Origin of the sequence: Halomonas sp. DP8Y7-1 (assembly GCF_019801685.1) — a bacterium.
In the GTDB taxonomy this organism is placed as follows: Bacteria; Pseudomonadota; Gammaproteobacteria; order Pseudomonadales; family Halomonadaceae; genus Halomonas; species Halomonas litopenaei_A.
Genome location: NZ_JAHVIN010000010.1, coordinates 1 through 21,427 on the forward strand (window position 1 = coordinate 1; position 21,427 = coordinate 21,427).

17 protein-coding genes are annotated in these 21,427 nt (G+C 51.9%); 12 read left to right on the forward strand and 5 right to left on the reverse strand.

All coding sequences use genetic code 11. The features are described from left to right. The first annotated feature begins 683 nt into the window (after positions 1-683). The 8 genes from KUV41_RS19650 (at position 684) to KUV41_RS13165 (ending at position 10,610) form a co-directional block, all read left to right on the forward strand. Positions 684-1,934 (forward strand): O-antigen ligase family protein, encoded by a 1,251-nt coding sequence (locus KUV41_RS19650; RefSeq protein ID WP_222486477.1) that lies wholly within the window; start codon positions 684-686, stop codon positions 1,932-1,934. Between the two features lie 124 nt (positions 1,935-2,058). Beyond that, a complete protein-coding gene (locus KUV41_RS13135) occupies positions 2,059-3,168 on the forward strand; it encodes a glycosyltransferase family 4 protein (RefSeq protein ID WP_222486478.1) in 1,110 nt (369 codons plus the stop codon). Between the two features lie 506 nt (positions 3,169-3,674). Beyond that, on the forward strand, positions 3,675-3,986 hold the full coding sequence (locus KUV41_RS13140; RefSeq protein WP_206944879.1) for a DUF1153 domain-containing protein: 312 nt from the start codon (positions 3,675-3,677) through the stop codon (positions 3,984-3,986). Positions 3,987-3,991: 5 nt separating this feature from the next. After that, positions 3,992-4,729, forward strand: a complete 738-nt coding sequence (locus tag KUV41_RS13145; RefSeq protein WP_261396052.1) for an IS3 family transposase — start codon at positions 3,992-3,994, stop codon at positions 4,727-4,729. A 1,131-nt stretch (positions 4,730-5,860) separates the two neighbouring features. Beyond that, entirely contained in the window at positions 5,861-6,616 is a 756-nt protein-coding gene (locus tag KUV41_RS13150) for a glycosyltransferase family 2 protein (RefSeq protein WP_222486480.1), read from the forward strand. Between the two features lie 290 nt (positions 6,617-6,906). Next, positions 6,907-8,184: a sugar transferase gene (locus KUV41_RS13155; protein WP_315900586.1), complete on the forward strand. Its 1,278-nt coding sequence runs from the start codon at positions 6,907-6,909 to the stop codon at positions 8,182-8,184. Between the two features lie 17 nt (positions 8,185-8,201). Continuing rightward, positions 8,202-9,218: a UDP-glucose 4-epimerase GalE gene (gene galE, locus KUV41_RS13160; protein WP_222486481.1), complete on the forward strand. Its 1,017-nt coding sequence runs from the start codon at positions 8,202-8,204 to the stop codon at positions 9,216-9,218. 36 nt (positions 9,219-9,254) lie between these two features. Continuing rightward, positions 9,255-10,610 (forward strand): O-antigen ligase family protein, encoded by a 1,356-nt coding sequence (locus KUV41_RS13165; protein WP_222486482.1) that lies wholly within the window; start codon positions 9,255-9,257, stop codon positions 10,608-10,610. A gap of 54 nt (positions 10,611-10,664) precedes the next feature. On the opposite strand, the gene KUV41_RS13170 is transcribed toward KUV41_RS13165, so the two are convergent. Further along, on the reverse strand, positions 10,665-11,759 hold the full coding sequence (locus KUV41_RS13170) for a PIG-L deacetylase family protein (protein WP_222486483.1): 1,095 nt from the start codon (positions 11,757-11,759) through the stop codon (positions 10,665-10,667). A gap of 172 nt (positions 11,760-11,931) precedes the next feature. Next, on the reverse strand, positions 11,932-13,119 hold the full coding sequence (locus KUV41_RS13175) for a glycosyltransferase (RefSeq protein WP_222486484.1): 1,188 nt from the start codon (positions 13,117-13,119) through the stop codon (positions 11,932-11,934). A 324-nt stretch (positions 13,120-13,443) separates the two neighbouring features. Between KUV41_RS13175 and KUV41_RS13180 the strand changes: the two genes are divergently transcribed. Together KUV41_RS13180 and KUV41_RS13185 are read left to right on the forward strand one after the other, a co-directional pair. Further along, complete coding sequence (locus KUV41_RS13180; RefSeq protein WP_222486485.1) at positions 13,444-14,583, forward strand: glycosyltransferase; 1,140 nt, start codon at positions 13,444-13,446, stop codon at positions 14,581-14,583. 128 nt (positions 14,584-14,711) lie between these two features. Then, entirely contained in the window at positions 14,712-15,617 is a 906-nt protein-coding gene (locus KUV41_RS13185; protein WP_222486486.1) for a glycosyltransferase family 2 protein, read from the forward strand. Here KUV41_RS13185 and KUV41_RS13190 read toward each other — a convergent pair. Both KUV41_RS13190 and KUV41_RS19655 read right to left on the reverse strand, forming a co-directional pair. After that, positions 15,572-16,306 (reverse strand): lipopolysaccharide kinase InaA family protein, encoded by a 735-nt coding sequence (locus tag KUV41_RS13190; protein ID WP_222486487.1) that lies wholly within the window; start codon positions 16,304-16,306, stop codon positions 15,572-15,574. The two genes, KUV41_RS13185 and KUV41_RS13190, sit on opposite strands and share 46 nt — an antisense overlap. Positions 16,307-16,310: 4 nt before the next feature. Then, positions 16,311-17,420, reverse strand: a complete 1,110-nt coding sequence (locus KUV41_RS19655; protein WP_222486488.1) for a glycosyltransferase — start codon at positions 17,418-17,420, stop codon at positions 16,311-16,313. A gap of 192 nt (positions 17,421-17,612) precedes the next feature. On the opposite strand from KUV41_RS19655, the gene KUV41_RS13200 reads away from it, so the two are divergent. Both KUV41_RS13200 and KUV41_RS13205 read left to right on the forward strand, forming a co-directional pair. Beyond that, a complete protein-coding gene (locus KUV41_RS13200; protein ID WP_222486489.1) occupies positions 17,613-18,611 on the forward strand; it encodes an NAD-dependent epimerase in 999 nt (332 codons plus the stop codon). Between the two features lie 268 nt (positions 18,612-18,879). Continuing rightward, positions 18,880-20,223: a UDP-glucose dehydrogenase family protein gene (locus KUV41_RS13205; protein WP_222486490.1), complete on the forward strand. Its 1,344-nt coding sequence runs from the start codon at positions 18,880-18,882 to the stop codon at positions 20,221-20,223. Positions 20,224-20,422: 199 nt separating this feature from the next. On the opposite strand, the gene KUV41_RS13210 is transcribed toward KUV41_RS13205, so the two are convergent. Further along, positions 20,423-21,226, reverse strand: a complete 804-nt coding sequence (locus KUV41_RS13210; protein WP_222486491.1) for a lipopolysaccharide biosynthesis protein — start codon at positions 21,224-21,226, stop codon at positions 20,423-20,425. Positions 21,227-21,427 lie beyond the last annotated feature (201 nt).

The window sequence follows — 21,427 nt, forward strand, 5'->3', positions numbered from 1 at the left end:
TTGAAGATGTCCATGACCACGGAGGCCTTGCGCTTCGCGGTCCATCGCTTGATGGGGTTGTCGTCAGTCATTCTGTCCTCCTGATGGCTGCACTATAGCCTGTGCAGCTCGGGAGGGGGGCACTTGAGCTATTGTAGTGCCGCCGTCCTGAGCTGCATAGGTTACACCGCAGCCATTAGAAGGAAAGAATGTATCTGGGTGCAACGATTTAAGTCGCTGGGCTAGGCTTAAGTGGTAATCAGTTTCTAGGCTATGTGTCACCCCGTGCGCACGCGTCGTTAAGCGGCCTAGTGTGTGTGGAAACCAGGTAGGACGGCATTACAAGTGGGTTAGGCTCGCCAAAAGTGAAGAACTATACTCTGCCGGACACATTGGGCATTAGTCGTTTAGATGTTCGGATAGTAGAAGGGCTTGTGTTCTTCTGCTAAAAAGCTGGAAGATCTATCACCAGTCATAATGCTGTAATGCTCCTGCTAAGATTTTGTTAAACTGCGTACCGCCCAACAAGTATAGGAAAAGTATTTTCAGAGCTAATTTGTACGTATTTGATACGACTAATATGCCAATGCTCAATGTTATGATTTGTTGCGAATGTTTTAGGTCGCTTACTCGTTAGGTTGGCTGTAGCCAATTTAGCTCACAAGTGCAGTAAACCACAAGATCCAATCAGGCTGGATTATAAAGTGCCACATACTATACGCTTTCAAATTGATTTAACTTGTCTTGACAAGCTATATCCGATTGGGTTTTTCTCATTCTATATTATTTCTTTTGTCTTCCCCTACGCGCTGATTGCTAAATCTGCATTTTTAGTAATTATAACATTTTGTTATGCTTTCGCGTTGATGTTCACGGGCTTAAGAATAAAACAAGGGCTTCTCTTACCATTCTTGACAACTTGTTTGGTTTCTATATTTGCACTTATATATATATTTATTGAAAGTGGGATATATGGGATACTGAATGTTGAGTTTTGGTTTTTTATATCTTGGGTGTTGATGTTCTTCTCATCCTACCGGTTGATATCTAAAGGAAATATTGGATATTTAAATGTATTTTTCCTTTGTTTTCTATGTTTCCAAATATTTTTAGTACTTGGTCAGGTGTCGATGAAGGTAACTGGGTTTGGATTTTATACCCTATCCGAGTTTAGTGAGTCGGCTAACTATCAATACAGCAATATGCTGAGCGGTAGCTTCGTAAATTCCAATGATTTAGCTTCAGTATGTGTTATGATAGCGCTTTTCTTTATGCTTAATAGAGAGAGAAGTGAAAGATTTTATGGTATTTCAGTTTTCCTCTCCTTCCTGTTAATTTTAGCAACGATGTCCCGGGTATCATTTATAGCTTTCTTACTGGTGTATCTTTATTTCGAAGCACGTCGTTCTTTCTGCAAGCTAATCTTTGCCACGTTTGCTTTCATTCTCTTGGCTGTTGTCTTCTATTACTGCGCAAATGAAGTTTATGGGAAATACTTACCCCTTGATCGCATAGTTGACAGGATAAACAGTATAGCTTCTGTCGCTAGTGGTGGAGTTAGTAATGACAATTCAATTTCACTTAGGCTGCATTCTTATTTGAACTTTTTTAGCGTGTTTGAAGAGTTAGGCTTTGGAAGTGTCCGGTATCAAGACTATTCACAGTTTTTTGATAGCTCAGAACACTCGATAGGCCTTTTCGCCACTAATCCTCATTCATTCGTATTTGAGGTTGGATATTGGTTAGGCTGGCCGGGTCTAATAATATTGTTGGGTTTCTTTCTTTCATTTATTAATTTAGAAAGGTTTTTTGACTCGGTGTGCGTGATTGTATCTTTTATTCTGATTAGTTGTGTTAGTTCATCTATTGTCGGAGGTTTCGCTTTTATGTTTGCTTTTTTTTCGTGTGCACTATCAGTCGCTACAACTAGAAAAAAAGGTCAACATACTTACTGAGCTCTAATTCTAGTATTATTTTTTTTCAGGAAAACTTTGCCTACAAGTATTAGTAATTAAGTGATTGGCAAAGTTGAAGTGCAAACTCATAAGCGCGTAAATAACACACCCAGGAAGTTCAGTAATGGCTAAAGTAGTTCACCTGACAACAGTTCACAAGAGATACGATACACGTATCTTTCTAAAGGAGTGCCGCTCCCTCACGAAGCGTGGCCACAGTGTCGCTCTCATTGTGGCTGACGGTTTAGGAGATGAAATACGGGATGGAGTATCAATTTATGACATTGGTAGCAGCACCGGGAGGCTAGACAGAATACTTCGAGCCTCCAAAAAAATGTATCGAAAAGGATTATCTTTAGATGCGGAGATTTATCATTTACATGATCCTGAGCTGATTCCAGTCGGGCTGAAGCTTAAAAAAAATGGAAAAAAGGTTATTTTTGATTCTCATGAAGATGTACCAAAGCAACTAACAGGTAAACCCTATCTAAATTCAGTTTATCGGTGGTTGTTGCCTAAGCTTTTTGCGAAGTATGAGATGTGGGCTTCACGCAAATTAGACTGTGTCGTCGCAGCCACGCCATATATACGAGACAAGTTCTCTTCTTTGGATGTTATTTCTGTTGATGTAAATAATTTTCCTATAGTAGATGAACTTTTTTTGACAAGTGACAGTCATAACGTAAAGGAAAAACAAGTATGTTATGTAGGTGCTCTTTCGGAGATACGAGGAATTCATGAAATAGTTAAAGCTATAGATCTCGTAAGTAGCGATACAACTTTAGTAATTGGTGGTGAGTTTCCAGATTTTGTGTTCGAATCAACAGTTAAAAACCATGCTGGGTGGAAAAAAGTAGTCGAGAGAGGCTGGTTAGATCGAGATGCTGTACGACGTGTATTAAATGAATCTGTTGCTGGCCTGGTAACACTACACCCTACAATAAACTACTTGGATGCGCTTCCAGTTAAAATGTTTGAGTATATGGCGGCTGGGTTACCAGTTGTCTGTTCAAATTTTCCACTTTGGAAGAGTATTGTTGAGGAGAATAGATGTGGTGTATGTGTTGATCCTCTTGATCCGTCAGAGATTGCACGAGCCATCGAATATTTAATTAATCATCCTGAAGAAGCTAGTGTGATGGGAAACAACGGAAAACAGGCTGTTTTGAAAAAGTATAATTGGGCGGAAGAAGAGAAGAAGTTATTTGATATTTATGATCAAATTCGATCTTGATCTCATCCAGAACACCTACTTTCATACTTCGACGGTTCGACAAAGCGAGTTTATAGCACTGTCTACTATATGCACAAGCTTTAATGAGAAGTGACACTTTGTTTTCTCTCGGCTAGAGCTATTTGCAGCGATATGTTTTTGTATTTTTACAGAATTGGCGGTTAATGGTGAGACAGCTGGATGTACAAAACAATCGAGGGACTTGTGTGGCCGGCTTTTAGAAAGCTGCGATCCAGCGATCGATCACAACCCTGACTTGACCCAGCGATTTAAAGCGATGGAGTCAGATGCATCTTCCCTGTAAAGGCCAAAAAAAGTGCTCCTTTAGCCAATTCGTCTATAGTGTATAAGACGTTGTGATCACTTGAGCCAGCCCATATATTGTACCTGTTCCGCATAGTGGCGAATGCTGCAGATAGGTCTGATATTGTAGGAGGGGCTGCTGAGTGCTGAAGTGACCCCCTCCCGAGCTGCACAGGCTATAGTGCAGCCATCAGGAGGACAGAATGACTGACGACAACCCCATCAAGCGATGGACCGCGAAGCGCAAGGCCTCCGTGGTCATGGACATCTTCAAGGGCAAGACCACAGCAGCTGAGGTGGCCCGCCAATACGATCTCACCGTCTCCGAGATCGAGGGCTGGGTCGATGAGGCCCAGCGCAGTATGGAAAACGGGTTCAGGGCTCGCCCGAAGGACGTCAGAGAGCAGTACGAATCTGAACTGCGGGAGACCAAAGAGGCGCTGGGTGAGGCCCACCTGCAGATCTATGCGCTAAAAAAGTTTCGCCGCCTGCTCGACGAGGACGAGAACTCGTAAGGTCGCTGCAGGCGGAAATGGTCCAGCAGGGCCACGTGGTGTCGCTCGTCAAACTCTGTCAGTGGTTGGGGCTTCCCCGGCGGACGTTGTATTACCGTCCGAGGCCGCGGCGACGCACGATCAATACTGAGCTAACCAAGAGAGTGAAGCTTGCGCTGGAGCAGTTCCCCACCTACGGCTATCGCCGTCTGGCGTGCGTCCTGGGGGAGAATCGCAAGCCGATCCAGCGCATCTTGCAGCTCAAAGGCTGGCAGGTACGCAAGCGGCCACAAGGCTTCCTGCCGCGTGCCCAGAGCCTGCCGTCCGTCGCCTCTCGGCCTGATGAGCGTTGGGCCTCCGACCTCACCCATGTGTGGTGCGGTAAGGATCGGCGGGCCAGCCTGGCGGTGATCATCGACTGTTGCACCCGAGAGATTCTTGGTTGGCGATTGTCGGACAACGGCAGCAGCAAGACGGCTGAAGCAGCGCTGGAAGAGGCTCTGGTACACCGATTCGGCGCACTGGGTCGGATTCATCAACCGCTGGCCCTACGCTCTGACAACGGCCTCGTTTTCAGCAGTCGGCACTATACGGCGACAGTGAAGGCCTACGGGCTCACACAAGAGTTCACGACGCCCTACACCCCGGAGCAAAACGGCCTCGTTGAGCGCTTCTTCCGGTCCCTGAAGGAAGAATGCATCTGGCAGCACCGGTTCGAGTCGCTGGGCCAGGCCCGAGCGGTAATCAGCCGCTGGATCCGATAGTACAACGAAGAGCGGCCACATCAGTCTCTAGGCTATGTGGCACCCCGAGCACACCCGTCATTAGCGGCGTAGGGTGTGCAGAAACCAGGGGGTCATTACAGTGCGTCAGCGTACCCCGAGTGAGTAGATCACTGCTTCCTCCAGTGACGCCCCACAGTCTTGCCGCTGCCATTTTTTGATATCCTCCAGCCAAGTGTCGCAAGTGTCCTATTGCTAATGCTTGGCACAAGTTAACTCGCCGTTCATAACCGTCCTTGTTGGTGAGGTCAGTTGTCCAGTACTCTTTGGACTTCGAAGCGACGGCAGGCAGGCACTTCGCGCTAGGGCGTAAGTCTTGAAGTCTGTTACCCACTTGTAGACAGTTTATGTAGACTTGGAGTGCTTTCCTATAATTCACGCTTGGCGACGATAGCCATGGATAGTGAACCGCTGGGGAAGGCGCCGTGACGCCGGATCGGTATTGATGCCGCGTCGGCGTGGCCTGGGGCGGTTATACAATGTTCGCCGGGTAGGGCCAGCGACTGCCGGAGTTAGACGAGTGACAGTAGATGGCCCTGCTGAGCCGTTTTCGCCTTTAGCGCAGTTACGATTTCTCGTCTTCATCGAGCAGGCGACGAAAAATTTTTAGCGCATAAATTTTAGTTAGCCCAATCCATCCAACCCTCAATCGCAGAGATGTTGGGGTCGTGTTGGCGACCCACTTCAGCAAAGGAGGCCTTTGCTTTGAAGACGTCGATGACAACTACGGCTCTGTTCGTTGCCGTCCAGCGTATGGCAGTAGGTTTATTGCTCATGTCATTTTCTAGATGCCTGCACTATAGCTTGTGCAGCTCGAGAGCGGGGGGAGCACTTCAAGTTCGCAGTCATGCATTTGCCGGTGGGTTTATCGCTAATGTACTCCTCTTGAAGGCTGAACCATAATCTGTTTAATTGGAAAGAAGGCCACATCGTACCACTATGTTATGACACGTAAATTATACGACCTATCTTAGGTCTACTTATTCTCGTTTCGCGAATCAATGTGATTTTTCGGATAGATAGATTGCAGTGGTTGGAATTAATATCTTGTAAGATTTTCTGACTATTTGATACTAAGTCGCCCATAACATATTAAAGTATTCTGGTAAGAAAATGAAACTAGTCAGTATTATAACCCCGTTATATAATTGTGAACATCGCCTTAGAAAAACAGTACAGTCAGTGATCGACCAAAGTTACGATAATTGGGAATTGATCATAGTTGACGACTGTTCTACGGATAATTCTTTAAATGTTGCTTTAGAGTTAGGTCGTTCGGACTCAAGAATAGTTGTTTATGGACTAGATGAAAATTGTGGTCCTGCTGTAGCTAGAAATTACGCTCTCAGCAAAGCTTCTGGGAACTATATCGCTTTTTTAGATAGCGACGATGTGTGGTATGCTGATAAACTCAGTAGACAAGTTAATTTTATTGAAAGAACCGGATGTGCCTTTACGTATACATCATATTTAAGGGTAAGTGACAATAACAAAAACCTGGGCAAGGTAGTCGCACCAGAGAGTTTGACATATAACGATTTGCTTAAAGGTTGTTCTATCGGCTGCTTAACTGTCATGTATGATTACCAAAAAGTGGGACTAAGAAAGATGCCTAGTATATTGAAGCGCCAGGATTTGGGACTATGGTTAGATATTCTGAGGGATATACCTGAAGGTCTTGGCATCTCAGAAGTGCTAGCTGAGTACACTGTAAGACGTGATTCAGTTTCTGGCAATAAGTTACAAGCCGCCCGATATCAGTGGAAGCTATACAGAGAAGTTGAGAAACTGGGGTTTTTGGTTAGTTGCTATTACTTTTTTCATTACGCAACATCAGCTTTAGTTAAGAGAGCTCGGCCCAATAGGTAGAATTTCCGGACTCTTATTTATAGTTTTTATGAGCATTTGAGCATTTGAGCATTGCCTTTCTGGTATCGTACATAACAGAAATATTAAAAATCCGATTTGAGATTTCATTATATTCTGAGTTTTATATGTGCTTTATATTTTTTCTTTTTACAACATGAAGTGAACTAAGTTTTTGGTGTTCCTGTGTTTTGTTTTATGGCTTTTTAGGTTTTGATGAGATGTGACTAGTGACTAGTTTTTAAAATTTAACAACTTTTTCGTAGTATTCTAATGATATATAGAGGTGATAGGTGAAGCGAAGTTACGAGCGTCGACATTCGCGTTGGTATGAGATGATTTTACTAACACTTCCTTTTCAACTTATTGTGGGCATCGCTATGGTCGCGTTGCTTCCCGCCGTGGAGCGTTGGGGGTGGGGGTTTTGGTCGGCACTAGATGAGGTAAGAATTAATAGTTTTTTAGCTATTTCGCTGTCATTCATATTTGTTGTAGTTACGCAAAGAAGGTTGCTTCGATATCCTGGCGTGCAAATTGCTGCATACATAGTTCCTACTGTAACCAGTGCTTTTCTTCTGATGATAGCAGTGTTGTTTTTTAGTAGGGAGGCATATTCACGTCAGGTTCTCTTCACTGGTTATATACTTACATTGCTTTGGTGTTTTTCTGGATATTTTTTAGGTATTCGTTACCGTCGTCTTAAGTTAGCGGTGGTACCAGTTGGCACAGCGGTTGATTTATTATCAGCCGCGGGAAGCGAGCTTAGGTGCTTAGAGAAGCCTGACCTTGATAACGTACGTTATGATGGCGTAGTAGCTGACTTGAGGTCAGATGATCTTTCCCCAGAATGGGAGAAATTTCTTGCCCAATGCACACTTAATTATATTCCAGTCTACCACGTTAAGCAGATATCCGAATCAATGACTGGTCGAGTTCAAATTGAGCATCTTGCCGAAAACGAGATAGGGTCGCTGCTGCCTTCGCGGCTTTATAGTTTTTGTAAGCGTTGTTTTGATATTTTTGCTGTATTGCTTGCAGCGCCGCTGACGGTGCCTTTGATGGCCCTGACTGCGATTGCCGTTAAGCTGGACAGCCCTGGCCCTGCTCTTTTCATCCAAGAGCGGGTAGGGCAAGGAAACAAGACTTACAATATATATAAGTTTCGTAGTATGCGAGTTGATTCCGAGAAAGATGGAGCAAAGCTAGCTCAAACTTCGGATTCACGAATAACTCGAATCGGTAATTTTATAAGGAAGACACGTCTTGATGAACTGCCTCAGTTCTTTAATGTTATTAAAGGGGACATGAGCCTGATCGGTCCACGCCCTGAACAGCGTGCGTTTGTTGAGCAATTTGAGACTGAAATCCCTTTTTACACATATCGGCATGTTGTAAAACCTGGTATTACAGGTTGGGCTCAAGTTGTTCAAGGTTATGCCAGTGATGCAGATGATACGCGAATAAAAATTCAGCATGATTTTTACTACATCAAGCATTTTTCACTCTGGATTGATATACTGATTGTCTTTAAGACAATTAAGACGATACTGACCGGGTTTGGTGCTAAGTAAGATTTTGGAGGTGGTGAATGGCTGTGTTAGTTACAGGCGGAGCAGGTTATATTGGTTCCCACATGGTGTTGTCTCTTTTGAAAGAAGCATACGAAGTTGTAGTTGTAGATAACTTTTGTAATTCTTCTCCAGAGGCTTTGCGCCGGGTTTGCTCTATCGCGGGGCGAGAGTGCTCTGTTGTAGAAGGCGATATTCGTGATGAATATCTTCTTCAAAAAATATTTATGGAAAACGACATAAGTGAAGTACTACACTTCGCTGGTCTGAAAGCAGTAGGAGAGAGTGTAAACGCCCCTCTGAAATATTACGAGAATAACGTGGCTGGCACATTGTCCCTCTGTAAGGCAATGAAGCGAGCAGGCGTTCGAAACTTGGTGTTTAGCTCTTCAGCTACGGTCTATGGAGATGCTGTGAATATGCCGATCAGTGAGGACTGTCCTACGGGCACACCGACTAATCCCTATGGCAGATCCAAGCTTATCGTTGAAGACATTTTGTGCGATGTGGCGAAATCTGATCCGAAATGGTCCATCGCGCTTCTAAGATATTTTAACCCCGTGGGTGCTCATGAGAGCGGGCTCATTGGAGAGGATCCGATGGGTGAGCCGAATAATCTTGTTCCTTACGTGGCGCAGGTTGCTGTAGGAAGACGACCACAGTTATTGATTTTCGGTGGTGATTATCAGACTAAAGATGGTACTGGCGTCAGAGACTATATCCATGTAGAAGATCTCGTTGCTGGACATCTTGCGGCGATGAGGAAACTCACAAGTGCGAAAGGTGCCCATGTATGGAATTTGGGAACAGGGCACGGGTCATCCGTATTAGATGTAGTTGAAGCCTTCCAGCGTGCGTCTGGTCGGGATATTTCGTATACCATCGTAGATCGAAGAGAGGGGGATATAGCTGAGTGTTGGGCCGATCCTAGCATAGCAAAAAAAGAGTTAGGCTGGATGGCGACAAAGTCATTGAACGACATGATGGTAGATACTTGGCGTTGGCAGTCTAGGAATCCTAATGGCTATCGAAGTTAGTTTTCTCACTCGTTGTAGCGCATCGGGATTACTGTTATGAAGTTGTATGGTGTTAATGGGCCGCTGGGCGCATCACTTCCCACTTGGTCTATTTTCCTTGGTACTTCCTCAGCCTTAGGATATTCAAGTTTTAGGGTTTTCTTATCAGACGTTGGACAAGTCTCAGGTACGTTGTGTGCTCTATCCGCGTTATTTGTCATTCTTTGTCGTAGTCAATCCCTACGTGGGAGTACTGTTTTTTGGTGCCTTCTAGGTGTAGTTCTGGCCCAAGTTTTCAGCTGGGTGTCTGGTTATAATAGTCATCCTGAGTGGTTGCCAGATAATCCAGAAATTGATCGTCTTGGGAAGTGGTTTTTATTCGTGGGTGTGGCGTTCTGGCTCGGTGGCAGTGTTTTTAACGTTAGTCTTACGTTGTCTCTGGCTTTATTAGGATTTCTTGCTACATGTTTTTTCTTTGAGGGTTCGCTTGAACAGTGGGTAAAGGGGTTGCAAGGTCAGAGGATTGATCTAGATATTAGAAATGCCCAGCATGCCGCAATGTTTTTTGGTGTGGCGTTAATCGGATTACTCTGCTTTGTCAGACGGTGCTTTTCTAGTGGACGGCCAGCTTGGTTAACCGGAACGGCTTGGGTCTTTGCCTTTGCCATATGCTTGCTTGGTGTAGTAGTTACTCAAACGCGTGCTGTATGGTTGGCTATTGTAGTCGTCACTTGCTTGGCTGCTTGTTTTTTTTCTGTGGTTGTTTTAAAAGGTAGTTTCTCTCGTAGTGTCCGTCGCCAAGGTGTTGTTGTGGCATTCTGTATTGCCACCTTGTTCATTATCGCGGTAATAACGTTTAATGACATACTTCAAACGCGCCTTGCGACTGAAAACTCCGTAATCATGAGTGCTATGCTGGGCAACTGGGATGATGTGCCATATAGCAGTATTGGAACTCGCCTGCACACGTGGCGGGCCGGATTGGAGTGGTTTGCTGAGAGGCCCATACTGGGTTGGGGGGGAGAAGGCCGTGGCCTAGTGATTGACCATACCGACTGGCTTCCTACACATATCAAGGAAGAGTACGGCCATTTGCACAACACCTTGCTGGACTTTCTTGTTAGCTATGGTCTGCTAGGCCTATCTGTCATCAGTGTGCTTGTGGTGTGGACGGGACTTGGTAGCTACAAGTCCTGGAAAGCAGGAGTGATGCCAACAGAAGTTTTCGTTTTTGGTTGGGCATTTTTTGTTTACTACTTTATTGTGAGTCTGTTTGAGTCTTATAGTTTTTTCTGGACAGGCTCGTACATTCAGAATGTGGTGATGGGTGTGGTCGTCACCTTTATCTGGCGCTGGCAGCTTGAAACCGGCAGCTCGGTCTTTACGTTTGGCCGCAAGCAAGCTGCCGCGTAAGCTAGTTTCAGCCTAAGCCAGCCGTCGCGTGAGTTGGTATGGATACTGCGACGGTCACCACTTCAGTTGGATCGAACAGAAGACCTCATGGGCCTTAACGTGAGTTTGAAAGTAGTCGTGACCGCCGTATTCTTTCCACTGATGGGGGGGGACGCCGCTTAACCATCGCATTAGCTGCCGTTTCCAGCGCCTTTCAAGCCCTGGCTTGCCTCCAAGATCATGCATGGAGTGCAATGCCAGGGCTTTTTGTTTCTGGGTTTCCAGGTCTAGCCGTGTGCTCATTAGCCGCCATTCGCCAAGTCTGGATGTTGCCATCTGGGTGGGCCATACGCCGGCAGCGGCGTGAGCCGGGCCTCTTGGGAACCCTCGGGTGCTCTTTAGGTGGTTGGCATACAGCAACATCGTCTCTGGCGAGTGCTCGCTTTCTCGCATAGCGGCAAGAAGGTGTTCGGTAGCGGCTATGTGGTCTGTGTGAGGGTCCAGCTCAGGGTGCGGTGTGATAACGGTGGTGGGTTTTATCAGGTCAAGCAGGGCGATTAGGTCCTGCTGCAGGCAGCGCCCAGTGTTGGTTGCCTGGCCATCGTTCGGTAGTGCCAAGTGATTCCATTGGCGAAACGTGTCCGGTGTGACATCTCTCGCGCTGTGTGAAGGCTGTGGCACGTCGGGGTCTGAATAAAGTGCAGCCAACGTGTCATTGAAGTAGCCAAGCATCACTAGCTGTTGAGCCGGGACGCCTGCCAAAAGAGGCGTTGTAGCGCTGTTCCAGGCCCGGATGAAACCCTTGCGTCGCGATGCTTCCTCTTGGCTGTCATCCATGTTGGGCCAGTACTGCTTGTCGAGCTTCTTGAGCCGCTCCCCGGGGGTAAGGGTCACGATCCAGGTATTGTCGGGGTGCTGAGCGTAAAGGCCGAAGGCGGCAAGCTCCGCGTCATCGGGGTGGGGCGCGATGATAAGGATCGGACCACTATCAAGATCAGGCTGCTTGAACCCTAGCAGCCTTGCTTGGGTGTCCAAGCGCAGGTGCGAGAGATCAAGGCGTATGTCCTCCAGGCTGCTTATGCCGGTGAGGTTGATAAGGCGTCTGCCTGCCTCGTTCGACTCCAGATACTGTGTGAACAGGGGGGCACCGGCCTGCTGGGTTGTTACCAAGGGGAGTTTCCAGCGGGAACTCGCGCGATAGCTGACGTCCAACATCCACGTGGTGCTGCTGATGCTCGGTAATTCCTGTTGAGCCTGTCGTCCTGTGCTGTCTACAGTCAGGTGCCCGTCGCTTTCGATTGTGGCCGTATATTCCCAGTCAGGTGTCAGGGGGAGCTGGTGGTCACGTTGATGGGGCATAGAGCACATCCGTTGTCTCAGGGGCCAATGCTACAAGATCGCTGATGATCCTTGGGGCTTCAAACGCTTTTACCATCGAACCGTCGATTGACACCGGATCCGTTACCGCTTCGCGCATCTTGCTGGCCAGCGCCTCCACGGTTGGCGCGGCAAGCAAGCGTGCCTGAGGTCCGGTCAGTACCTCGCCAATACCGCCAGGCACATCGCAGGCGACGCATTGGGTGCCCAGTGCCAGGGCTTCTATCAGTACGATGCCTAGGCCTTCAAAGTTAGAACTCAGCACAAGGGCGGTCGCGTCCTTCATCCACGGGTAGGGGTTGTCCTTCTGGCCAAGGAAATGCACCTTGGCGGCGAGTCCCAGTGCCATCACCTGTGCTTCCAGTTGTCGGCGTTCGGAGCCGTCACCAATGATGACGAGGTCGTGCTCAAGGCCCTGGTTCACGGCCAGGTGAAAGGCTGCAATCAGGCGCTGTTGGTTCTTCACCGGCACCAGGCGTGCGACGTGCAGCAGATAGGGTTGATGCAGGTGCATATCCTTATCGTCGTTGGCCATTCGCCTGATCGCGGGTATGGGGACCGCGTTGTAAAGAATCTCGGCACGCAACGGTGTGACGCCCTGGCGCTCCAGGTATTGTCCTACTTCCTTCTCGACCCCGCGAGAGACAAACAGCAGCTTCTTATCCTGGTAGAGCGCTCGCGCCAGCCAGCGACCCTTAGCATTGGCGGGGAAGCGTCCGGTGACAGCTTCTACCACTCGCCAGGTGCGCTCATCATCATAGGCCCATAGGTTCTCGAAGGCGCCCTGACCCCGTATTAGTATCAGGTCAAAGTGTCCATATGTGTTCTCCAGTTCACTGATGTAGCGCTTGAATTCCAGCGAGCAGCGCTTGCCCCGCCAGATAAAGCCAGACTGCTTGATGAGCGGGGTCAGCAGCAGCTTGTCGGCCAGGTGACACAGTCGACCCAACCCCTTGCGGCTGGCTCTATCCACGTCATGGTGGTGTGTCTGAAAGGGGGCATCCGAGGGGAGGGCGCTGGCCCCTTTCAGCACCAGCAGGTGCGCCTCGTGTCCTGTGCTCTCCAGCGCGGTCGCCAGGGTCTTGGTGGCCTGTTCGATACCGCCGATGCCCATGCGTCGCAGCACCAGTAGAACGCGCTTTTTATCTGCCATCGTTCACCGCCTAGCCTGGTAGGGCTTTCCTTGTGTCAGAACCTATGCGGCTGGCCAGCACAGACGTCTTGCTTGGCCCTCGCCACAAAGTGTTCCTACGGCAAAGTCTAGCAAGCCTGCAGGGGGGCGCGTCTCGGTGGAATGAGGCCTTCGCGTGTTTCAGCAAATTCACATATAGCGAGTTGCCGTTGTGTCGAGGGCGGTGGTGTAGCGGATGCTGGCAGTACCGCGAGCCGTGAGTGATCGGCAGCAAGGCTCGATCACGCATAGTGATCTGTGTTCTCATTAGCCTCTTTTCGTTGGCAGGTGGACAAGGCGCCTTTCATGAGAACGCTGGTGGTAGTGAGATCGCTCAAGATGGGCGGTATGGAGCGGGTGGCCGTCAACCTGGCAGACGCCTTCCATGAGGCTGGCCATGAAAGCCATCTGGTCAGTTTTCGCAAAGTGAAACGGCCCCTGGCTCCGGAGCACGAAGGTGTCACCGTGCACCATTTGCCACTGCAGCAGCGGAACCGCCTGACGCTGATTGGCTATGGTCTTGAGGTGATCGCTCGCTTGATTCTCAATCCGTTGCTGGGCAGGGCGCTGTTCCTGGGCAATGGGATAATGGGTGGTGTTGTGTTTCGCCACTGGCTGAAGCGTTTCGAGAAGCAGTACGGCAAGGTGGATCGCATCGTGTTTCGGGGCATCGGGACTTTCGAACTGGTGTGGAGCTTCAGCGACAAGCGGGCTCGCTACGTGTTGGAGAACATCTTTCACCTGAAGGGGACGAGCCGGCGCAGAATGCTGTTTGCACGCTGTCTGTATCACCGCCGGGACCTCGTTGCGGTGTCTGAGGGGGTGGCCGACAGCCTGCGTGAAGCGCAAGCGCTGTGGAAGTTTCGACCTCGCTCCTTGACGGTGATCCCGAATCCTTGCCCCATTCGTGCCATTCGCCGGTCAATGCATGAGGACAACCCGCAGATACCTGAACAGCCCTACCTGCTGAATGTGGCCAGGCTGGTACCCGCCAAGGGCCATGACTTGCTGCTGCGCGCTTATGCCTTATCAGAAACCCAGATGCCGCTGGTGCTGGTGGGCGATGGGCAGGAGCGGGAAGCGCTGGAACGCTTGGCGGAAGAGCTGGGTATTGCTGAGCGGGTCTTCTTTGCCGGTAATCAGCAGAATCCCTACCCGTGGATGCATCAGGCCAGACTTTTCGTGTTGAGCTCTCGCTTTGAAGGTATGGGTATTGTGCTTTTTGAGGCACTGGCCTGTGGAACGCCTGTGCTGTCAGTGGATTGCCCTGGCGGTGTGCGGCAGATTCTCAAGGGGGAGCTTGAGACTTGCCTGGTAGAGAGAGATGCTTCGTCACTGGCGGAGGGGATCAACCAGGCATTGGCGAGCCCGAAGCCGGCCATCCGCGACGCTTGGCTCCAGGACTTTATGCCGGAGAGAGTGGCAGCTGCCTTTATCGATAGCTGAATGTTTCAATGATGGGTTGAGGCCCCTCAACGTGGTTCGCGCTAATTGGCGTCGTCATTTTCGCCGATCCTGTTCGTTGGATTCTATTTCTTGGTGATAGCAGCAATATGAATCAGAAAGTCCCATTGGTGAGCGTCGTGATCCCCACCTACAACCGCAGCAGCGCGGTGGTTAGGGCTGTACGTTCGGTGTTGGCGCAACCGTACCCCTCTCTGGAATGCATCGTTGTTGATGATGCATCGTCCGATGACACTCGGGATGTGGTGCGGGCACTTGCTTTGGGAGACTCTCGCCTTACGCTGTTGCCTTTGCATGAAAATGTCGGACAAGGAGCTGCGCGTAATGCTGGGGTCGAGGTAGCAGAGGGAGAATTTGTCTGTTTCCTCGATTCCGATGATGAGCTGTTGCCTGGCGCCGTACAAAACCGCGTGGATGTCTACATGAAGGCTCCCACCTTTGATGGCATCGTCTTCGGCGGCAATATCGTGGCAGGCAAGACGGAAGTGATATTACCGGCTGACCTCACCGAGGGACAGGGCATTACTCTCGAGGATTATATGCAGGATCGTGGATGGCTGCATACGAACGCCTTCATGATGAGGCGCGCGCTATTCCGTCAACTTGGTGGTTTCCGGGAGGACCTGCGTCAGAAGCAGGACATCGAGTTTTTTATCCGCGCACTTTGCAGAATGGATGCCAAATACTGTGGCGCGCCATGCTCTCGCATGCATGACGAAGGTGATGTCAGGGCGAGAAATCACCACGAGCGTATCGCGCGACAAGGCTATCTTTTCATTGACGCGGTGAGAACCAATCCAGAGGTCGTTGAGAGGGTGCCCCCGCCATTGCTAGAGGGGTTGGTTCAGCGGGGTGTTTCTACCTACATGAACGCACTGTATCGAACGGGACACTACTCGCGGTTTCGCCGGGTGTTTCGGAGTGCTTGGCGGCAGGGGGACGTTCATCCGTCAAGTCGCTGGCTCAAGCGCTACGCGCTGTCGTGGCTTTGGTCGCTCCCGAAGATCTTTAAGTGATCCGCCACGCGGCTGGTAACTTCAGCCCGGTTGTCTTCTCCACGTAGCTTGCCCGCGGTGAATGACGACGCGATGGCGCGCCATTTGCGCTGTGTTTGTCGTGGCAGTCGGCGGACATGGGCATCTACCCACACCAGCGCTCCGGAGGGGGCAATAAGCAGGTTGTTGAAGTGCAGGTCGCGGTGCACATAGCCGGCTTCTGCCAGTTGAGCCACCTCCCGGCTGAACCGATCCAGAAAGTCAGCTCGCTGTCCCGGTGTAAAGGCCTCGAATGCATCGCCGCCAGATACCGCTCCTTCCACTCGTTCCATCAATAGCAGCGAAGCGTTGCGATTGCCTGGGTTCAGGCTGACGCCCCATCCATGGCAGCGGGGTGTGCTCAGCCCGGCGTTGTCCAGAATACGCATGCTCAAGTATTCCTTTCGCGCGTCTGACTGGGCCAGCCAGCGTTTCTCGAGGTAGTCGCGGGTCAACCATTTGAAGGGCTCGAGCTTCTTCGAGAACTTGTCCGCTACCACCTTGGCCAGAATCCTGCCGTCCTCAGAGACGAAGAAGCGACTGGAGCCCACTGCCTCAAACGCTTCCGTCGTGGTTGTCTGGGACAGTGCCAGGCGCTCGGGCAGCCCCTGTGTATGAAACATCAGGTAGCGGCGGCGCCGATCGTTAAAGGGAATATCCAGCAGCTGCATGGTGTTACGCCTGCTTGCTGACGTGCAGGGATTCGAACTTCGGCAGCACGTTCTCCTTCAGGAACTGCTGGTAGTGACGGGGCTCGATAGTGACGGGAGTCGAGGCCATGCGAGCCATGGCACTGGCCAGCCCATCTTCATCATCGCGGTCGATCAGAAAATCGCTGAGCTCCTGGGTCAGAATCTCCTTCGGGCCGCTGGGGCAGTCAACGCTGATCACAGGTGTGTGCAACAGCAGCGCTTCAATCAACACCCTTGGCAGCCCTTCGGCGTCAGAGGTCAGCACCATCGCCAGGGCGTGGCGAATAAAGGGGTAGGGGTTGGCGGTATACCCGAGCAAGTGAACGTGTTCACCAAGGGATAACTCGTCAATCAGCGCCTTCACCGCCGCCTCATTCTCCGGCTTGCCCTTGCCTAGCAGCACCAACGGCATGGTGAGCCCGTGTTCATCACGTGCCTTGCGGTAGGCCCGCAGCAGTCTGTCCTGGCGTTTGCGGGGCTCAATGGCCGCCACGGACAGCAGGTATTCCCCTTGGCGGATGCCTGCCGGTAGGGTCAGCGTCTCCGCCGCCATCTCGACAAACGGCTCGCGCTCGTAGGGGTTGTAGATGGGGATAATGGTCTCGGCCTTCAGGCCGACGACGTTCTCCAGGTTTTCCTTAACCCCCTGGGACACCGCGATGACCTTGCGACTGCCGTAGAAGCGTCTCACTTTGTCGAAGGCCTTCTCCCGTGCCTCTGGCTGGCTGAACTTGGCGCTGACATCGGACTTGATCCAGAAGTACAGGTTGTCCAGGTCCAGGTGTCGCGTGATCTTGTCGCAGGAGCAGGAAATCACGACTTCCGGTTGCCAGGCGTCCAGGGCCTTGCCTATCTTGCGTGCCTGCCATTTCTCGGTCAGCGTGGTGGAGGTCGCCTTGGTAAAGCGCGTGACCACTGCCAGGTTTTCGATATCGAGGCCCGGCGGCAGGCGATGTTCCACCTTGTCGCGCAGTGTGAAGACCTTTACCGCGTGGCCGCGCTGGCGCAGCTGGTCCGCCGTGTACAGCAGGGACTTCTGGGCACCGCCCCCATAAAGGTCTTCAATGACAAAGGCGATGCGCTGTGATTTCACGGTTGGCTCCTGCAACGGGTGGGTCTCGCGTGATGATGTCGACGCGAATTTTATCATAGCCACTGTCGCGATGGTCGTTAGATGAGCATGTCATGATCGCCATATGCCTTTTGCGGAAAGTGCTCGACAGATGGCTGACCTCGTACCCCGTTACCGGGTTACAATGGCGCCGCACTTGGCAAGGACTCTGCGATGAAACTCTTGATTACCGGTATGGCGGGCTTCATAGGTCATGCCGTGGCGAAGCGGCTTAGTGGCGCTGGTCATAGTATTGTCGGTATCGACAACCTCAACGATTATTACGACGTTGCCCTGAAGCAGGCGAGGTTGGATGATCTGGCTTCATGCACTGACGTTGCCTTTCTCCCATTGGACTTGGCTGACCGCGCTGGCATCGCGACGCTGTTCGAACGCGAAGGTTTCGATCGCGTCATCCATTTGGCTGCCCAACCTGGGGTGCGGTATTCGATCGACAACCCCCACGCCTATGTCGATGCCAACCTGGTAGGGCACCTCAATATCCTAGAAGGATGCCGTCACAGCCGGGTAGAGCATCTGGTCTATGCCTCGTCCAGCTCGGTGTACGGCGCCAACGACAAGGTCCCCTTTGCGACTGACGATGATGTGGACCACCCCATCAGCCTGTATGCGGCCACCAAGAAGGCCAACGAGCTGATGTCCCACACCTATTCCCACCTGTATGACCTGCCGACCACTGGGCTGCGGTTCTTTACCGTTTACGGCCCCTGGGGGCGTCCCGACATGGCCCTGTTCAAGTTCACGCGGGCAGTGTTGAACGGCGAAGCCATGGAGGTCTACAACCACGGCCAGATGTCCCGTGACTTTACCTATATTGACGATATCGTCGAGGGAATTGTCCGCGTGCTGGAGGTGGTGCCGACGCCAAGAGGCAGCACCGAGGTCACCACGGACACCGCGTCTGCGCCCTACGCCCTGTACAACATCGGTCACGGCAGCCCGGTATCCCTGATGGACTTTGTGCGCGCCATCGAGAAGGCGACGGGCAAGCAGGCCATCTGTGAATACAAGGACATGCAGCCTGGCGACGTGCCTCGCACCTGGGCGGATACCGATGCCCTCTATCAGGCCACGGGCTATAAGCCCCAGGTGCAGGTAGAAGAGGGCGTACGTCACTTCGTTGAGTGGTATCGCGACTTCTATCGCGTGTAGGGAAAGACGGCAGAAATACCTGCGCTGTGGGGTGCGCGATGCGGTCCCTCTCTTATTGCGCACACGCTTCGGGAGTTTCTATCTTCAGAGGCTTCGCGGCGGGCGCCTGGTGTGGCGCTCAGCCCTGTTGCTGGTGCCGTGCCCGTTTCGGTGACGACGCGGCTAGAGATGTCTCCCCATTGATGTAGGCCTGGCTTTTGCTGTGCCAAATCTATGCCGAGGTTGATATCCTTGGCCGATCAACCAAGCAGTGAGTGAGTAGCAAGGAATGAAGATCACCATTTTTGGCACCGGTTACGTGGGACTGGTCACAGGGACCTGCCTGGCAGACGTTGGTCACGATGTCGTGTGCATGGACGTCGACGCAAACAAGATCGCTCGCTTGGAAGGTGGTGAGATTCCCATTTTCGAGCCGGGTCTCGAGCCGATGGTCAAGGCCAACGTGGCGGCGGGGCGACTGGTCTTTACGACAGATGCCAAGAAGGCAGTGGACCACGGCACCCTGCAGTTTATCGCAGTCGGCACGCCGCCGGATGAAGACGGCAGTGCGGATCTTCAGTATGTGCTGGCGGTGGCCAAGACCATCGGCGAGCATATGCAGGATGACAAGGTGGTGGTGGACAAGTCCACCGTACCGGTCGGTACCGCCGACAAGGTCAAGGCCATGGTGCAGTCCCAGCTCGACGCCCGCGGCATGGCGTTAAACGTGGACGTGTGTTCCAACCCCGAGTTTCTGAAGGAAGGCGCTGCCGTCGAGGATTTCTCCCACGGGGCGCGTATCGTGGTGGGTACGGATTCCGACAAGGTCAAGCAGCTGATGCGGGAATGCTACTCCCCGTATATCCGCCTGCAGGAAAAGCTGATGTTTATGGACGTGCGCGCGGCGGAGCTGACCAAGTACGCCGCCAATGCCATGTTGGCCACCAAGATCAGCTTTATGAACGAGATCGCCAACCTGGCAGAGCGCCTGGGAGCGGACGTGGAGCAGGTGCGCCGCGGTATCGGCAGCGATCCGCGCATTGGCTATCACTTTATCTACCCCGGCTGTGGTTACGGTGGTTCCTGCTTCCCCAAGGATGTACAGGCGCTGGAGCGTACCGCCCGTGAGGTCAGCTACCAGGCAGAGCTGCTTGGCGCTGTCGAGGCGGTTAATAACCGCCAGAAGCAGACGCTATTTTCCAAGCTGGCTAATGCCTTTGATGGTGATCTGAAGGGGCGCACCATCGCCGTGTGGGGGCTTTCCTTCAAGCCCAATACCGACGATATGCGTGATGCGCCTAGCCGCACCCTGATGGAGGCCCTTTGGCAAGCCGGTGCCAAGGTCCAGGCGTATGATCCTGAGGCCATGCGTGAAGCCCGCCGTATCTACGGCGAGCGTGAAGACCTGATGTTGGCGGGGGATCGTATCCAGGCGGTGAAAGGCGCCGACGCCCTGGTGATCTGCACCGAGTGGAAGGAGTTTCGCTCCGTCGACTTCAGCTGGTTGAAGGAACAGCTGGCAATGCCCGTATTGATCGATGGCCGCAACCTTTACGACCCAGAGATCGTGCGCCAGGCTGGCTTGATGTACTTTGCAGTAGGGCGGGGGGACTCGCTGGTTGAGGCGGGTTGATGCAGATTGGCCGAGGCTGGCGGAGACTGGTCGCGGCATAGCAGCCCCCTGACCTTGCTCCCCGAAGCAGGCCAAGCCAAATAGAAAACCGCCCCGCAGGTTTGGCCTGCGGGGCGGTTTTCGTTGATAGTGCTGATGGCCTCTTGACTTAATTGCCTCTCAGCCTCTCAGCCTCTCAGCCTCTCAGCCTCTCAGCCTCTCAGCCGCGCTGCTGGGAGGCCTTGCGCACAGTGCCTGCGAACTCTGCGATAAAGGCGGCCATCACGGCCAGCATGCCACCCAACACAATCGCCAAGGCCAAAATCAAGGCTTTGCTGGTACCCACCGGCTCACGGCCCTGGGCTGCGACGCGCTGAATGTGGCCTTCCGCCAAATAAGTCAGTTCCTGCTCCACGTTGAAGCGCTTGTCCGTGTAGCTCGCGACCAACTCAGCGGCGCTTTCCAACGTAGAGTTCTGGGCAGCTTCAAGACTGGCGTTGGTGGTTTCTAGCTGCTGCTCCAGGGTGGCGCGGCGCTTTTCAAGCAGGCGGTCCTGGTCGGCTTTCACCTCATCGAGTACCGCCTGGTGGTATTCCTTCACCAGGTCTGCATTGGCTTCGTCGGTCTCGGAAGAAATGGTAAGGAAGGCCACATTGTCCGGCGCTTCAGCCTCGGTCTCGAATCCGAGTCTTTCGATGCCGTTCTCTTCGATCAGGCGGTTCGACACCACATCGAAGTAGTAGTTGTCGATTCTTGCCACAACGCTTTGGGGGCTTTCCAGTGTACCCACGCCAGATCCGTTATGCGGCTGGCGCTCGGCTACGTTGTAGATGGACACATAGCGATAGGTGTCGGTCTTGCTCAGGGCGAACGCTAGCGCTGCCAGCACGACGACCAGAAAGATCACCGCCATCATCTTCCAACGACGAACCAGGATGAGCGCGATATCGACCAAGGATATCTCATCATCCGCAGGCGGCCTGGGGAAGTAGTGCTCTGGGGGCTGGGTGGAGGTGTTGGTCATTGCCGTGTGGTCCTTGCTGGTACATCGCTGTGAAAAGCGTGACGGATGGCGAAGTGTCATGCTTCCTGCCTGGCTCTCGGATGGCTCGACACATCAGGCGGAAGTCAGTAGCTGAGGATACAGAAGCCGCCGTCCGGCGCAAGCGCGTTGACGACCAAGTAAAGGTTTAACGCAGCGAGGAGCAGTGGGAGAGCCGTACGC